This window comes from Stenotrophomonas nematodicola (genome assembly GCF_009467805.1).
GTDB classification, from domain to species: Bacteria; Pseudomonadota; Gammaproteobacteria; order Xanthomonadales; family Xanthomonadaceae; genus Stenotrophomonas; species Stenotrophomonas nematodicola.
Map to the genome: position 1 here is coordinate 151514 of NZ_WIAY01000005.1, position 16437 is coordinate 167950.

The 16437-nt window shown below is 66.3% G+C and carries 8 protein-coding genes and 2 pseudogenes; 5 read left to right on the top strand and 5 right to left on the bottom strand.

What is annotated here, in order from left to right; genetic code table 11:
• Positions 1 to 253: 253 nt before the first annotated feature.
• The 3 genes and pseudogenes from GDJ08_RS15230 to GDJ08_RS20470 form a co-directional block, all read left to right on the top strand.
• Positions 254 to 3070 carry a TonB-dependent receptor plug domain-containing protein gene (locus tag GDJ08_RS15230; RefSeq protein WP_026070475.1) on the top strand — a complete coding sequence of 939 codons (2817 nt, stop codon included), beginning with the start codon at positions 254 to 256 and terminating at the stop codon, positions 3068 to 3070.
• 353 nt (positions 3071 to 3423) lie between these two features.
• Positions 3424 to 4647 (top strand): annotated as a pseudogene (locus GDJ08_RS20465) (TonB-dependent receptor plug domain-containing protein); the annotation flags it as partial.
• Between the two features lie 78 nt (positions 4648 to 4725).
• Positions 4726 to 6495 (top strand): annotated as a pseudogene (locus GDJ08_RS20470) (TonB-dependent receptor domain-containing protein); the annotation flags it as partial.
• A gap of 63 nt (positions 6496 to 6558) precedes the next feature.
• On the opposite strand, the gene GDJ08_RS15240 reads toward GDJ08_RS20470, so the two are convergent.
• On the bottom strand, positions 6559 to 8157 hold the full coding sequence (locus tag GDJ08_RS15240) for a phytoene desaturase family protein (protein WP_153165236.1): 1599 nt from the start codon (positions 8155 to 8157) through the stop codon (positions 6559 to 6561).
• Between the two features lie 225 nt (positions 8158 to 8382).
• Between GDJ08_RS15240 and GDJ08_RS15245 the strand changes: the two genes are divergently transcribed.
• Together GDJ08_RS15245 and GDJ08_RS15250 are read left to right on the top strand one after the other, a co-directional pair.
• Entirely contained in the window at positions 8383 to 10491 is a 2109-nt protein-coding gene (locus tag GDJ08_RS15245) for a M13 family metallopeptidase (protein WP_026070744.1), read from the top strand.
• Positions 10492 to 10636: 145 nt separating this feature from the next.
• Positions 10637 to 12646: a M13 family metallopeptidase gene (locus GDJ08_RS15250; RefSeq protein ID WP_153165194.1), complete on the top strand. Its 2010-nt coding sequence runs from the start codon at positions 10637 to 10639 to the stop codon at positions 12644 to 12646.
• 228 nt (positions 12647 to 12874) lie between these two features.
• Here the strand turns inward: GDJ08_RS15250 and GDJ08_RS15255 are convergent, their stop codons facing one another.
• From GDJ08_RS15255 to gorA, 4 genes are all read right to left on the bottom strand, one after another.
• Positions 12875 to 13543 (bottom strand): rhomboid family intramembrane serine protease, encoded by a 669-nt coding sequence (locus GDJ08_RS15255; protein WP_017355812.1) that lies wholly within the window; start codon positions 13541 to 13543, stop codon positions 12875 to 12877.
• A 70-nt stretch (positions 13544 to 13613) separates the two neighbouring features.
• Positions 13614 to 13979: an MGMT family protein gene (locus tag GDJ08_RS15260; protein WP_229296534.1), complete on the bottom strand. Its 366-nt coding sequence runs from the start codon at positions 13977 to 13979 to the stop codon at positions 13614 to 13616.
• A complete protein-coding gene (locus tag GDJ08_RS15265) occupies positions 13976 to 14896 on the bottom strand; it encodes a DMT family transporter (RefSeq protein ID WP_026070741.1) in 921 nt (306 codons plus the stop codon). The genes GDJ08_RS15260 and GDJ08_RS15265 overlap by 4 nt, the downstream gene beginning before the upstream one ends.
• 96 nt (positions 14897 to 14992) lie before the next feature.
• Positions 14993 to 16348 carry a glutathione-disulfide reductase gene (gene gorA, locus GDJ08_RS15270; protein WP_136003172.1) on the bottom strand — a complete coding sequence of 452 codons (1356 nt, stop codon included), beginning with the start codon at positions 16346 to 16348 and terminating at the stop codon, positions 14993 to 14995.
• Positions 16349 to 16437: the final 89 nt, after the last annotated feature.

A 16437-nucleotide genomic window follows, 5' to 3' on the forward strand; every position in this document is an offset into this window, starting at 1 on the left:
TCTCAATTGTTAATACTGCGTGTAAATTCACTTGCCACTCATGATGGTGCAGATCGCATTTTTTATGGAATTCGCAACCACTTGTTTTTACCCGCTTTTTTACCTGCCTCGCACATTCACGCGCGCCGATTAATTGACAACCCTGCGGCATCCACGTTAAGCCTGCGTTACTTTCCCTGACAGCCGTCCGTACAACCGAGTGTCATCCCCACGGAAGGGAAAGCTTCGACTTCACCACAACACGGGTATCCACATGTCCTGCCAAGGTTTGAAGATTTCGCGTCACCCGCTCACCGCCGCCGTTCTCTCCGGCCTGCTGTTTGTCAGCGCCAGCGCCCTCGCGCAGGACAACGAGCCTGCGACCAACCTGGATCGCGTCACCGTCACCGGTTCGCTCATTCCGCAGACCCAGATCGAAACGCACACCCCGGTGCTGACCGTCACCGCCGAAGACATCCAGACCCGTGGCTTCACCAGCGTGGCCGAAGTGCTGCAGCAGTCCTCGCTGACCACCGGCGGCCTGCAGGGCGGGCAGACCGCCGCCTCGTTCACCCAGGGCGCCGAGGCGTCGGGCATGTTCGGCCTGGATCCGGGCTACACCAAGTACCTGATCAACGGCCGCCCGATGCTGCAGTATCCGGCGCTGTACAACGGCAGCGACGCCTTCAACAACCTCAGCGGCATCCCGATCGACATCGTCGAGCGCATTGAAATCCTGCCGGGCGGCCAGTCCTCGCTGTACGGTTCGGACGCGATCGCCGGCGTGGTCAACATCATCCTCAAGGAGCGCATGGACGGCGGCGTGCTCAACGTCCGTGGCGGCGCCTACTCCGAGGGCGGCGGCAGCAACTTCCGCTTCAGCGCGGCCAAGGGCTTCAACAGCGCCGATGACCGCTTCAACGCACTGGTCAACGTGCAGTACGAAAAGAGCAGCCCGATCTGGGGCTACCAGCGCGATCTGACCCGCACCAACAATGCACACGGTTACAGCCCGCAGGTGCCGTCCAATGACTTCCTGGTGTACCTGCCTGCCGACCGCAACCGGTTCGTGATGATGGACCCGACCCGCTGCGCGAGCGTTGCCGGGCAGTTCGGCGGCACCACCGTACTGGGCACCCGTGCCTCCGGCGAGTCCTGCGGCTCGGCCTATGGCGCCGGCTACCGCACGCTGAAGAACGACAAGGAAAGCAGCCAGTTCTACAGCTCGATGACGTTCGATGTGAACGACAACTTCGAGCTGTTCGCCGATGCGCTGTACAGCCTGGAAGAGGTCAAGTACACCGCCGGTTCGGGCTACACCTTCTGGGGCAGCGACCTGAGCTTCGGTGCCTTCTACGACCAGGGCACCGATCAGTACATGAACCTGCAGCGCGCGTTCGCGCCGGAGGACATCGGGCCCAACGGTTACAAGGACATCCTCAACACCGACCGCAACAAGGCCTACCAGTTCACGTTGGGCGGCCGCGGCACGTTCGGGAACTGGGACTACAGCGCCAGCTTCAGCCGTGGCGAGTACAAGCTGACCGAACGTGGCTTCGTGCGCTGGGCCGATGCGATCGACAGCTACTTCGAGGACCGCGTGCTGGGCCCGGTGCTGGGCACCACCGATGACGGCTACAACATCTACAACCCGAACTGGACCGCGTTCTACTCCACGCTGCCGGCCGGCGACTTCCAGAGCTTCACCGGCTTTACCACCAGTGAAAGCCGCACCTGGCAGAACCTGGGGCGCTTCCAGATCACCAACGGTTCGCTGTTCACCCTGCCCGGCGGCGATGCCGGTTTCGCCGTGGTGGCCGAAGCGGGCAGCGAAGGCTGGGACTACACCCCCGACGCGCGCCTGATGGATGGCACGGTGTGGGGCACCACCTCGGTGGCCGGTGCCGGCCATCGCAGCAACTACGCGCTGACCACCGAACTGCGTCTGCCGCTGCTGGAATCGCTGACCGTGACCGGCTCGGGGCGCTATGACGCGTTCAAGATCGCCGACAACACCGTCGACAAGGCCACCTACAGCATCGGCGTGGAGTACCGCCCGATCGAGAGCCTGCTGTTCCGCGGCAAGTACGGCACCGCCTTCCGCGCGCCGACCCTGCCCGATGCCTTCCAGGGTGAGAGCGGCTTCTACGCCAACGGTGCGGTGGACTACTACCGCTGCGGCCAGCTCGGCTATGACCCGGCCGATACCGTCGGCTGCCCCTACGCGCAGGAATCGGTGTTCGGCACCCAGGCCGGCAATCCTGACCTGGAACCGATCACCGCCGATGTCTGGAACGCAGGCATCGTATGGGCGCCGATGAGCAACCTGTCGCTGTCGGTGGACTACTACAACTGGAAGATCGAGAACGAGGTGGACAACCTCAGCTCGGACCAGCTGCTGCGCGCGGAGTATTACTGCCGCAACAACCTGGACAACGCCACGTCGGCCACCTGCGACAACGTCGCCGACTGGATCACCCGCGATGCGGCGGGCAACCTGGAGCAGATCTTCACCCCGAAGCTCAACGTGGCCCGCCAGAACCTGCAGGCGGTCACCGCCAGCTTCAAGTATGTGCAGGACATCGGCCGCTTCGGCTCCCTGCAGTTCACCAGCAACTACACCAATATCCTGAAGCGTGAACTGCAGCCGCAGCCGGGCGACAACTACCTGGACCTGCTGCGTGACCCCTACGCGATGTGGTACTACGACGCGTACGCCAAGGTGCGCACCGACGGCTCGGTCGGCTGGGCCAAGGACAAGTGGACGACCACGATGTACTTCAACTACATCGGCAAGACGGCCAACTACATGTCCTACCTGGGCGAGAGCTTCGACTACGTCCATTCGTCCGGCTACAAGGCCGGCAAGTGGGGCTCCTACACCACCTACAACCTGAGCGTGAACTACCGGGCACTGGACAACCTGACCCTGTCGGTGATGGTCAACAACGTCTTCAACAAGATGCCCGACGGCCAGGCCCACAGCTACGCGGGCAACATCGCTTCGCCGTACAACACCTACATGTACAACCCGTATGGCCGGGCCATCTACGTGCAGGCCAAGTATGACTTCGGCGTGAGCAGCAACTGACCCGGACCCGACCGGCCACGCTGCCGTGTCGCACCAGGCCCCCGTCTTCGGACGGGGGCCTTTTTTTGTGTCGGACTGTGTCGGCGAACCGCCCGATTGCGCAAAACGACACGAAGTCACCTATTCATAGTTCACTCATAAAGACAGGATGAGCAAACTGTAATGACAACCAAGCGATTGTATTTATTGCACTTTTCTTAAAACGAGGGGCTTGATTCGTTCATTCGCGTGATGGTCATGTACATTTCTTGTTAATTGCATGTTAGGTTCGAATGACGCTAGGACGGCGACTGAACCTACACAAAACGGCCACCACGGAATGAGGCCGTCTCACTTCACCAGGGGATTCATAGATGACCAACCACAGCATCCGGCACATCCGCCACCCGCTGACCAGCGCCCTGCTGGCCGGCCTGGCAGTCGCCGCCGGTTCGGCACCCGCGTTCGCGCAGGAAGCCGGCACCAACCCGATCGACCTCGACAAAGTGACCGTAACCGGCTCGCGCATCGCGCGTACCGGCTTTGTGACCCCGTCGCCGGTGACGGCGATCACCGCTGAGGAAATCCGCAGCACGGGCGCGCTGAACATCGGCGACCTGATGAACAAGATGCCGCAGTTGACCCCGAGCTACTCGCTGGGCAACTCGACGCGCTTCATTGGTACCGCTGGTCTGGGCCTGATGGATCTGCGCGGCATGGGTCCGTCGCGTACCCTGGTGCTGGTCAATGGTCGTCGCCACGTGGGCGCCAGCCCGGGCTCGACCTCGGTCGACGTCAACACGATCCCGGTGGAATGGATCGAGCGCGTTGAAGTGATCACCGGCGGTGCCTCGGCCGTGTACGGTGCCGACGCCGTGGCCGGCGTGGTCAACTTCATCATGAAGAAGAGCTTCGAAGGCTTCGAGCTGCGTGCCCAGGCGGGCCAGGCAGACGAAGGCAGCTTCGACCGCTCGTTCGTCAGCTTCTCCGGCGGCAGCGACTTCGCCGACGGCCGCGGCAGCGCCGCCATCGCGCTGGAATACAGCAAGCAGGGCCGCTTCGGCCGTGGCGACCGTGAAATCGGCCGTCGCTACCAGGTCTCGGTGCCGAACCCGAACTACGACCGCACCAAGCCGCCGAGCGAAAGCAATCCGCAGACCATCCTGGCAAGCCCGGGTGGCAACCACTCCATCTCGTACGGCGGTACGATGGATCTGGGGCCGATGACGATCTCGCGTACCGGCACCCGCACCACGGCGTTCAGCCCGTCCAACCGTTACCTGTTCAACGATGACGGCACCTTCCGCAAGAACCGCTACGACGGCACCATCGTCAGCGCCACCAGCTGCGTGGACTGCGACTTCGCCGACCTGAACGCCGTTGCCGACCTGCAGCCGTCGTTCGACCGCGTCAGCTTCAACACCGTGCTCAACTTCGAACTGAACGACAACCACCGTCTGTTCTTCGAAGGCAAGTACACCAAGACCGAGTCGGAGTTCTACGGCCAGCCGGCGTTCGACAGCAGCCTGCGTCTGCGCCGCGACAACGCGTACATCTCCAACGATCTGCGCGCGCTGATGGATTCGCGCCGCGTGACCGTGACGAACGCCGATGGCAGCACCACCAATCGTGCGATCTCGACCGACAGCAACAACGCGGAAAGCAATCTGATCCTGGCCCGCTTCAACGTCGATGCCGGCCGTCGCGGCGAGCAGATCGAACGCCAGACCACCCGCGCCGTGCTGGGCCTGGAAGGCAACCTGGGCGAAGAGTGGACGTATGAAGCGTCGGCCAACTTCGGCCAGACCACCATCGACCGCATCAACCTGAACAACCGCATCAACGAGCGTTGGCACGCCGGTATGGATACCGCCCTGGATTCCAGCGGCCGTGTCGTCTGCCGTGCCTCGCTGGACCCGAACGCGATCAACCCGAACACCGGGCAGCGCTACAACCAGGCTCTGATCGCCGGCTGCGTGCCGTTCTCGGTCTTCGGCAACGGCGCCATTTCCAAGGAAGCGGCCGAGTGGTTCAACACCCGTTCGCTGAACCAGTCCAAGCTGAAGCAGCAGGTGTTCAGCGCCTCGGTCGCCAACAACTCGCTGTTCTCGCTGCCGGCCGGCGACGTCGGCTTCGCCGGCGGTGTCGAGTACCGCAAGGAACAGAGCCAGGAAAACACCGACGCCCTGTCGGCGCTGGGCCTGACCTTCCTCAACGCCATTCCGAGCCGCGGCGGTGAGTACGACGTCAAGGAAGTGTTCGCGGAAACCACCGTGCCGCTGCTGGCCGACCTGCCGCTGATCCGCCGACTGAACCTGGATCTGGCCGGCCGCTGGTCGGACTACAACTCCATCGGCGACACCAAGACCTGGAACGTCGGCCTGGATTGGGAAATCCTGAGCAGCCTGCGCGTGCGTGGTACCTACGCCAGCGCCGTGCGTGCCCCGAGCATCGGCGAGCTGTACAACCCGCAGTCGCAGAACTTCGCGACCATCGCCGACCCCTGCAGCACGCTCAGCACCAACAGCAACCGTCCGGCGACCGCCAAGGACCCGGCTCTGCGCGCTGCCAACTGCGCCGCGCTGGGCATCCCGGCCAACTGGGTTGACACCTACTCGGCCAACCGTCCGGGCGTCAGCGGCGGCAATCCGAACCTGAAGCCGGAAGAAGCCAAGACCCTGTCGTTCGGCTTCGTGTGGCAGCCGGAGTTCCTGGAAGGCTTCGGCATGTCGATGGACTACTGGCGCGTGACCCTGACCGACGCGATCGGTTCGGTCTCCGCCCAGACCCTGGCCACCCGCTGCGTGGATTCGCCCGGAGGCGTGCAGAACAACCCGTTCTGCGATTCCATCAAGCGCGCCCCGGTGGGCGGCTACACCTCGCCGACCGGCACCGCGTTCCCGGAATATAGCATCTACAACTGGGTCGCGATCTCGGAAAACCTGGCCAAGTCGCGTCGCGTCGGCGTCGACCTGGAAATGGACTACCGCTTCAACCTGCTGGGTGGCTTCACCACCATGCGCCTGGTCGGCACCCGTCTGATCCAGTCGCGTGAGTGGGCCTTCCAGTCGTTCCCGGACGAGTTCACCGAATACGTCACGTACTACACCGATCCGCGCTGGCGCGGTCAGTTCACCACCACGTACAAGCGTGGTGACTGGCGCGCTTCGTGGGACATGACCTACGTCGACGGCAACCTGCGCGTCACCCCGGACAGCTACAACTCCAACCCGGGTTCGCAGAGCCCGATCCGCAACCCGTCGTACCTGTACCACAACATGCAGGTCGGCTATAAGTTCCCGAACTCGGGCATCGACGTCTACGTGGGCGTGGACAACGTGTTCGACAAGGATCCGCCGGTGAACTACTTCGGTGCCGACGCCGGTGCCGCCCTGTACGACAGCATCGGTCGTTACATGTACATGGGCATCACCTACAAGTTCTGATCCATCCAGAACCGCACCACGAAAAAGCCCGGCATCCGCCGGGCTTTTTCTTTGGCTGCGCCGCTAGTCGGCGAGGATGGCGCGGGCGGCGTTGTGGCCCGGCGCACCGGTGACGCCGCCTCCGGGATGGGTGCCCGCACCGCACAGATACAACCCCGGCAACGCCCCCCGGTAGTCGGCCTGACCCAGCATGGGTCGCGCACTGAACAGCTGGTTGAGGCTGAGCGCGCCGTGGAAAATGTCGCCACCGATCAACCCGAAGGTGCGCTCCAGATCCAGGGGACTGAGGCTCTGCCGTCCCAGCACCGATGCGGCGAATCCCGGCGCGTGGCGCTCGACCGTGGCGATCATCAGGTCGGCGACTTCTTCACGATGGTCGTCCCAGTGCCGGCCGTCCGGAAGCTGGGGCGCGACGTGCTGGCAGAACAGGCTGGCCACGTGTTGCCCCGGCGGCGCCAGCGACGGGTCCAGCGTGCTGGGAATCAGCAGCTCGACGACCGGTTCGCGCGACCACCCGTGCGCCCGCGCGTCCTGCCAGGCGCGGTCCATGTAATCCAGGCTGGGGGCGATGATGATGCCGGCAGTGAGGTGATCGCCCGGGCCGGGCAGGCAGGTGAAGGACGGCAGGTGCGACAGCGCCACGTTCATGCGGAAGGTACCGGACCCACAGCGCCAGTGGGCCATGCGCTCGCGGGTGGCCTCGGGCACCTCGGCCGGCGCCAGCAGGCGTTCGTACAGGAGTTTCGGATTGACGTTGGCGACCACGCTGCGCGCGCCGATGCGCTCGCCGGCCAGCGTTTCCACGCCGACCGCACGACCGTGTTCAACCAGGACGCGGCGCACGCCCGCGCCGGTGCGCACGGTGGCGCCGGCCGCGGTCGCCGCCGCCGCCATCGCCTGGGTGATCGCGCCCATCCCGCCGAGCGCGTGGCCCCAGGCGCCCTTGACGCCGTTGCTCTGCCCGAAGGCGTGATGCAGCAGGACGTAAGCGGTGCCTGGCGCATGGGGACTGGCATAGTTGCCGACGATGCCGTCGAAACCGAACAGCGCCTTGATCGGTTCGCTTTCAAACCAGCGGTCCAGGTATTCGGCGGCGGAAATGGTGAACAGGTCCAGCAGCTCCTGGCGCAGGGCCGGCGACAACGCGTACAGCTGCCTGCCCAGCTTGCCTGCCTGCCACAACGCCGGCAGCGCATGCAGCCAGCCGCCCTCGCCCACGTTCGGCGGCGGTTGCAGCGCGAGCGCGCGCAGCACGTCGGCAAACACCTCCAGGCGCTGCTCATACAGTGGCAGGCGTTCGGCATCGCGGGCGGAAAAGCGCGCCACTTCGGCCGCGGTCCTGCCCTGCCCGGCGAGCAGATAGCGGTTATCCGGCAGCGGCAGGAAATTGTTGATGCGGCGCGGTACCACCTGCAGTCCGTGGCCGGCCAGGTCCAGGTCCGCGATCACCTGCGGCTGCAGCAGCGACACCGTGTACGACGCCACCGAATTGCGGAAGCCGGGATGGAAGGTCTCGGTCACCGCAGCGCCGCCGACCGTGGCCCGGCGCTCCAGGATCAGCACGCGTTTGCCGGCGCGGGCCAGATAGGCGCCGCACACCAGGCCGTTGTGACCGGCGCCGATGATGATCGCGTCCCACGTCCGGGCCGATGCGTGTCCCATAGGCACTATATACACCGCCGGATGGGCCGCTGCCCGGCCGTCGGGGACGTGCCGATCCCGGCCGGTCGCTGTACCCGGCCCGGGCATTGGCCGCCTGCCTGTCCCCCTTGACCACCGGCCATGACCTTCGACACCCTTGCAGGCTGGGCCACCGGCGTATCGTCTGGCCCACGGCCCTCCCGGGGGCACTCCGCATGACTCATCGGCCTGGAGGCCATTCAAGTGATCGCTCGCACACCCAAGATTGTTCTGCTGACCCTGGCGGTCTCGGCCGCGCTGGTCGGCTGCGGCAAGACCGAAACGCCCGCTGCGGACAGCGCCGCCTCCACCGCCACGCCGGCGCCCGCCGCTGCTCCCGCACTGACGCTGGACGAGGCCAAGCTGCCGGCGTACAACGCCTTCCACCCGTCCGACCTGGATACCAGCCTGGATGCGTGCACCGCGTTCGGCGACTACGTCAACAGCAAGTGGCTGGCCGCCAACGAGATCCCGGCCGACCGCACCAGCTGGGGCGCCTTCACCATCCTCGACGAGCGCTCGGTGACCGTCCAGCACCAGCTCGCCGAGCAGGTGGCCGCGATCAAGAACCCGACCGGCATCGAGAAGATCGTCGGCGACTTCTGGGCGTCCGGCATGGACGAGGCCAAGATCAACGCACAGGGCATCGAGCCGCTGAAGGCCGACCTGACCGCGATCGACAGCCTGCAGAACAAGGACGCCATCGCCGACTACCTGCGCAGCAGCGCGGCCAAGGGCCAGAATGTGCTGTTCGCCTTCGGCCCGGAAGCGGACTTCAAGAACTCCAGCATGAACATGGCGTACGCCAGCCAGGGCGGCCTGGGCCTGCCTGACACCACCTACTACACCGACGCCAGGTACGCCGACAAGCTGAAGGCCTACCAGGCTCACGTGGCCAAGGTGCTGGAGCTGTCCGGCGTGGCTGCCGCCGACGCCGCCAAGCAGGCGGCCGACGTGGTCAAGTTCGAGACCCGCCTGGCCAAGGCCTCCAAGTCCAGCGTGGAGCTGTCGCGCAACGTCGAGCTGAACTACAACCCGGTCACGGTGGCCGACGCCGACAAGCTGACCCCGAACTTCAGCTGGAGCAAGTTCTTCGAGGCCCAGGGCGTTGCCACGCCGAAGACGTTCTCGCTGGCCATGCCGGCCTTCCACCAGGAAGTGAGCAAGGCGCTGGGCGATACCGACCCGTCGGTGTGGCGCGCCTACCTGCGTTTCCGCACCGTGGACACCGCCTCGCCGTACCTGGCCGATGCCTTCGTGCAGGAAAGCTACGACTTCTACGGCAAGATCCTCAACGGCCAGAAGGAAATGAAGCCGCGCTGGAAGCGCGTGCTCGGCACCATCGAGGATGATGCGGGCGAAGCCTTCGGCCAACTGTACGTCAAGGTCGCCTTCTCCCCGGAAGCCAAGGCGAAGATGGAAGTGCTGGTCAAGAACCTGGCCGCCGCGCTCAAGGAACGCATCCAGGGCCTGACCTGGATGAGCGATGAGACCAAGGCCAAGGCCATCGCCAAGTGGGAGACCTTCACCCCGAAGATCGGTTATCCGGACAAGTGGCGTGACTGGAGCGGCCTGACCACCACCCGCGACAGCTACCTGGGCAACGTGCGCGCGGCGGACGAGTTCAACTACAGGTTCGCGCTGTCCAAGATCGGCCAGCCGGTCGACAAGACCGAGTGGGGCATGACCCCGCAGACGGTCAACGCGTACTACAACCCGCTGCAGAACGAGATCGTGTTCCCGGCCGCCATCCTGCAGCCGCCGTTCTTCGATCCCAAGGCCGACGACGCGCTGAACTACGGCGGCATCGGCGCGGTGATCGGCCATGAGATGACCCACGGCTACGACGACCAGGGCAGCCGCTTCGGGCCGACCGGCAACTTCGAGAACTGGTGGACTCCGGCCGACACCAAGAACTTCAGCGGCCTGACCGGCAAGCTGGTCAAGCAGTTTGACAGCTACAAGGTCGGCGACCAGCACGTCAACGGCAGCCTGACCCTGGGCGAGAACATCGCCGACCTGGGCGGCCTGGCCACTGCCTACGACGCGCTGCAGAAGGCGTCGGCCGGCAAGGAAGATCCGAAGATCGACGGGTTCACCCGCGACCAGCGCTTCTTCTTCAACTGGGCCACCGTGTGGCGCACCAAGTACACCCCGGAAAACGCCAAGGTCCGCCTGGCCACCGATCCGCACGCCCCTTCGCAGTTCCGCGCGATGGGCGCGCCGTCGAACCTGCCGAGCTTTGCGGCCGCGTTCCAGTGCAAGGCCGGTTCGCCGATGGTCCGCACCGGCGACCAGCAGGTGGTGATCTGGTAAGCCCCGCCTGACCTGTTGAACCCGCAAAGGCCCGGATTTCCGGGCCTTTGCTTTTGGGCCCGACGAAGGGTGCGCCATGCATGCCGCCGTGCGGTGCGGCTTGGTACACTCGCGCGATCTTCAATCCTCGATGGATTTGCTTTACATGCCCAACTTCCGTCCGCTCGCCGTCGCGCTGGGCCTCAGCCTGGTCACCCTGGTCGCCGCCAACGACGCCCATGCCGCTCCCAAGAAGAAGGCCGCCCGCGCGCCGGCCGCCAGCGCGCAGTGCACCGATTTCTACGAGGCGACCAATGCCGCCTGGCTGAAGTCCAACCCGGTGCCGCAGGTGGGAGCCACTACGGCGTTGGGCCTGATGGCCGAGCGTACCCGCGTGCAGCAGCGCGAACTGCTGGATGCCGCGATGACGGCCCCGCAGGGCAACGTGCAGAAACTGCTGGGTGACTTCTGGGCCAGCGGCCTGGACGAGGCCGCGGTCGAGGCCGACGGCTCCAACCCGATCGCCCCGCTGCTGACCCGCATCAACGCGATCAAGAAGGCCAAGGACGTGCCGGCCTCGATCGCCGCGCTGCACCAGGTGGGCATCCCGGTGGCCTTCAACTTCGCACCGGACGTGGACCTCAAGGCGCTGGACCGCCACATCGGCTACTTCATGCAGGGCGGCATGGGCCTGCCCGACCCGGCGTTCTATACCCGCACCGATGCCGACACCGTGGCGTTGATGGGCCGCTACCGCACCTACGTCAAGCAGATCCTGGCGCTGACCGGCACGCCGGCGGCCAAGCTGGATGCCGAGTCGCAGGCGGTGATCGCGCTGGAGACCGAGCTGGCGCGCAACGCGCAGTCGCTGGCCGGCATCAACAACCCGTTCAACAACTATGCGCCGATCTCCACCAAGGAACTCACCGGCCGGTACCGCAACCTGCAGCTGGATGCGTTCCTGAAGGTGCAGGGTGTCAATGACGACCTGGTTTCGCTGTCCGATCCGGCGCTGTTCAAGCAGCTCGACGGCATGGTCACCCGGATCAAGCCGGACCAGTGGAAGGCCTACCTGCGCTGGCGCGTGGGCGACGCGATGGCACCGTACCTGTCCAAGGCCTACCGCGACGCCGAGTTCGAGTTCCGCGGCCGGGTGATCCGCGGCGAGACCATCGCCCCGGCGCGCTGGGAGCAGACCCTGGATGCCATCAACGTGGCCGCCGGCCCGATGCTTGGCCGCGAGTACGCCAGCAAGCACCTGTCGGCCGATGACCGCCGCCAGGCCGCGCTGATCGTGGACAAGCTGCGCGAAGTGCAGATCGAAGCGGTCAAGCGCAGCACCTGGATGAGCGCGGACGCCAAGACCGAAGCACAGGCCAAGCTGGCCGCGATGAAGATCGAAATCGGCACCCCGCTGCGCGACCTGGATTACACCGTGCAGCCGATGGGCCGTGGCAGCTTCGGCGGCAACATGCTGATCGCCTCGACCTGGCGCCACCGTGAGGAAATGAAGCGCATCGGCAAGGGCAACGCGGACCGCCGCTGGGACGTGCTGCCGCAGCAGCCGGCACTGGCGTATGACATCGCGCAGAACCGCCTGATCGTCACCGCCGCCGTGCTGCAGGGCCCGGTATTCAACGCCAAGGCCGACACCGCCGACAAGTTCGGCAGCTTCGGTGCGCTGGTCGCGCACGAGCTGACCCGCGCCATCGACGCCAAGGGCGCACTGGTGGATGCCAAGGGCGAACTGCGCAGCTGGTGGACCCCGGCCGACAAGACCGCCTGGACCCTGTTCGGCAACCGCGTGGCCGCCCAGTACAGCGGCTACGAGTTCCCCGGCGTCAAGGGCGCCAAGGTCAACGGCGAGCTGACCCGCGAAGAGAACCTGGCCGATCTGGCCGGCCTGGAACTGGCGTGGGAGGCTTACAACGCGGTCGAACCGAACGCCAAGCCGGCCGCCCGCCAGGGTTTCTTCCGTGCCTGGGCCACCCTGTGGCCGCAGCAGCTGTCGCCGAACGAAGCGGCGCAGCGCGTGACCTCGGACATCCTGGCGCCGGGCCGCTGGCGCACCAATGGCCCGCTGTCCAACCTGCCGGCATTCGGTGCGACCTTCAGCTGCAAGCCGGGCCAGCCGATGCAGCGCGTGGATGGCGACCAGATCAAGGTCTGGCGCTGAGCCTGTCGCGGTGAGGTAACGAAAAAGGCGCCCACCGGGCGCCTTCTTCGTTGCGGCCTGCCCGCGCCGCACGGGACTACCGCTCTGGCTGCAGGGGGCCGCTGTATGCGGCGATCAGGCCGGTGACCGGCACGGCGATCTCGACGACGAACACGAAGCGCGTCGAAGGCGCTGCCCAGCACGTGCCGGTACAGACCTGCGACCGTCATCTGACGGCCCTGCCCCGTCCTACTTGACCCGACGCAGATGGTTGGGCCGCGGGCCGCCCGGCGGGCGACGGTTGAACGGCGGCTGGCCGCGCCAATAGCGGATCAGCAGCCAGCCGAACAGCATGCCGCCGAGGTGGGCGAAGTGGGCCACGCCGGGCTGCCAGCCGGTGGCGCCCAGCATCAGCTCGATCGCACCGAACACGATCACGAAGGTGCGTGCCTTCATCGGAATCGGCGGGAACAGCAGCATCACCCGCTGGTTCGGGAACAGCATGCCGTAGGCCAGCAGCAGGCCGAACACGCCACCGGACGCGCCCAGCACCGTGGCCGGGTTTTCCATCATCATGCCAACCACCAGTTGGCACAGCCCGGCGCCGACCACGCAGACCAGGTAATAGGTGAGGAACCGCTTTTCACCCCAGGTCTGTTCCAGCGGCGCGCCGAACATGAACAGTGCGAGCATGTTGAAGAACAGGTGGCCCACGCTGCCATGCAGGAAGCCGTAGGTCAGCAGCTGCCAGGGCTGGAAATTGCCGCCCGGCGAGAACGGATCGAATCCGCTGCGCAGCGGCTGCAGCATGAACGGCTCGAACGTGCCGTTGCCGAGCAGGAACGGCTGCTGCAGCAGAAACAGCAGAATGTTGGCGATCAACAGCGCCTTGGTGACGGTGGGCAGTCGCGGGAACATGGGGGCATCCTTTGGAACCGTGTGCATCATAGCGCGGCCTGTTCACCCCCGACCCGGCCCGGGCGAACGCTCAGCCCGGGCCCCACAGCGCCGCGTCCAGATCATCGGCGCTGCGCGGCATGTGCTTGACCCTGCCGCGTTCGATCGCCACGCCTTCGGCGCGCAGCCGCTGGGTCTGTTCACGCCAGCCACGCGATCCCTCCGGCATCGCGATGCGCCCGTCAGAGCGCAGCACCCGATGCCACGGCAGGTCGGGGTCCTCGTTCTGCCCGAGCACGCGCGCGGTCAATCGCGCCCGGCCCGGCAATCCGGCCCTGGCCGCCACCTGGCCATAGCCCATCACCTGCCCTCGCGGAATCGCCCGGATCACCGCCAGGATGCGTTCACGGGCCTGGGCCGCCGGATCATCGCCTGCCGGCGGGGGCGCGCCCGTCACGCGCGCACGCGGCTGACCAGCAGCACGCCGACCAGTACCAGCGCGGTCCCCAGGATCTGCCAGGGACCCATCGGTTCGTCGAGCAGCCATAGACTCATCACGATGGTGGATACCGGCCCGAGCATACCGACCTGCGCAGCCAGCGACGAGCCGATCCGCTTGACCGCCAGCATGATCGCCAGCACCGGCAGGACGGTGCACACCGTCGCATTGAGCAGCGACAGCCCATACACCGGCGCCGGCGCCTGGCCGAGCGCGGCCAGCGGGTGCAGCAGCGCGAAGTGCAGTACGCACAGCACGCATGCGACGCAGCTGGCATAGGCGGTCAGGCGGATCGCACCGATCCGCGCCACCACTTGGCCGCTGCCGAACAGGTACAACGCATAGCTGAGTGCACTGGCGAATACCAGCGCACTGCCCAGCACGATGCGTCCGCCCTCCAGCTGCAGGTCGTGGCCAAACGCCAGCAGCACGCCGAGATAGCTCAGCACGAGCGCGGCGAGCTGCCAGCGGCCGGGGCGCTTTTTCAGCAGCACCAGGCTGATCAGCAGCACCAGGGTCGGATTGAGATAGAGGATCAGCCGTTCCAGGGTCACGCTGATGTACTGCAACCCCTGGAAGTCGAGCAGGCTGGACAGGTAGTAGCCGGTGAAACCCAGCCACACCACCCTGCCCCGATCCGCCCATGACAGCGCCGTGGCGCGCCGCGCCGACCATACCGCGAGCGCGGCGAACAGCGGAAAGGCCATCAGCATGCGCAGCGCCAGCAGCGTGGTCGCATCCACGCCATGCCGGTAGGCCAGCTTGACGATCACCGCCTTGCCGGACGCCGCGATCGCACCGACCGCGGCCAGCGCGATGCCACCGGCGGCGATGCGGCTGGACGAGGTGGGAAGCGACGACACGGTGGGCGGCATCAGGACGGCGGGCAGCCGCGCGCGCGGCTGCAACAGAGGAATCGGGACGGGATTGTCGCACGCGTCCGACGCGACGGCCTTGCTGGAATGGCCGTGTTATCGCATCAGCACGACTTCCTCGGCCGAGGTCGGATGGATCGCCACGGTGGCATCGAACTGCGCCTTGGTCGCCCCCATCTTCACCGCCAGCGCGAAGCCCTGCAGGATTTCATCGGCCGCCTCGCCAAGCAGGTGCACGCCCACCACACGCTCCTCCTCGCCCACGCAGACCAGCTTGAACAGGCTGCGCTGGGTACCGTCGGCCAGTGCCTGCAGCATCGGGCGGAAGTTGCTGCGATACACGCGTACATCGCCGTACCTCGCGCAGGCCTCTTCCTCACTCAGCCCCACCGCGCCGAGCGCGGGGTGCGAGAACACCACGCTGGCGACGTTCTCATAGTCCATCTTCGCCTGCGGCTGGCCGCCGAACAGGCGATCCATCAGCGTGCGCGCCGCGGCGATGGCCACCGGGGTCAGACCGACCTTGCCGGCAATGTCGCCCACCGCGTGCACGCTCGGCACGGCCGTGGTCTGCCATGCGTCGACCTCCACCTCGCCCTTGTCGCCCACCACCACGCCCAGCGCTTCCAACCCGAGGTCGGCACTGTTGCCGCGGCGACCGGTGGCGAAGAACAGCGCGTCGAACTGCCCGTCGGCAGGCCCGTCATGGCCCAACGCCACCACTGCATCGCCGTCGCGCTGCAACTCGCGCAGGCGATAGCCGAAATGCAGCTGCACGCCCTGGTGGCGCAGGTTGTCGGCGAGCTGCGCGGTCAGCTCCGCGTCGAACCGTTCCAGCAGGCGGTCGCCACGCACCAGCAGTGTCACCCGGCTGCCCAGCGCCTGCAGCAGGCCGGCCAGCTCCACGGCGATGTAGCCACCGCCGACAATGGCCACGCGCGCCGGGGCACTGCACAGGTTGAAGAAATCATCGGAGACCAGCCCAAGCGCCGCCCCCGGAATATCCGGCCGCTGCGGATGCGCGCCGGTGGCGATCAGGATGTGCTCGGCACTGATGCGCACGCCGTCGCTGCATTCCACGGTATGCGCATCGACCAGACGGCCGCGGCGCGGCACGCGGACCACCTTGTTCTCGTCCAGGCGCTTGAGATAACTGGCATGGATGTTGGCGATGTACGCCTGGCGGTGCACCACCAGTTCCTTCCAGTCCAGCGCCGGACGCAGCGGAACATCAAAGCCCATTGCCGCAGCCAGGCCGATGCGCCCGGCCAGATCGGCCGCCAGCCACATGGCCTTCTTCGGCACGCAGCCGACGTTGACGCAGGTGCCGCCGAGTTCACCGGGCTCCAGCATGGCCACCCGGCGGCCGTGCTGCGCGGCGCGGAAGGCCGCCGCCAGGCCACCGGAGCCGCCCCCCAGCACGATCAGGTCATAGTCGTAGTGCGTCGTCATTGGCAGTACTCGAACAGATGGCAGGTGGACGGTCGCCCACCTTCAGGCAGGACCCCGAGCATGCCACGCCCGGCCGCGAGCCATGCGTG

Bases quoted from the DNA above. Each gene is read 5' to 3' on its own strand.
- GDJ08_RS15230 (WP_026070475.1), top strand. From the start codon at position 254: ATGTCCTGCCAAGGTTTGAAGATTTCGCGTCACCCGCTCACCGCCGCC.
- GDJ08_RS15240 (WP_153165236.1), bottom strand. From the start codon at position 8,157: ATGGGACACGCATCGGCCCGGACGTGGGACGCGATCATCATCGGCGCC.
- GDJ08_RS15250 (WP_153165194.1), top strand. From the start codon at position 10,637: ATGCCCAACTTCCGTCCGCTCGCCGTCGCGCTGGGCCTCAGCCTGGTC.
- GDJ08_RS15255 (WP_017355812.1), bottom strand. From the start codon at position 13,543: ATGTTCCCGCGACTGCCCACCGTCACCAAGGCGCTGTTGATCGCCAAC.
- GDJ08_RS15265 (WP_026070741.1), bottom strand. From the start codon at position 14,896: ATGCCGCCCACCGTGTCGTCGCTTCCCACCTCGTCCAGCCGCATCGCC.
- gorA (WP_136003172.1), bottom strand. From the start codon at position 16,348: ATGACGACGCACTACGACTATGACCTGATCGTGCTGGGGGGCGGCTCC.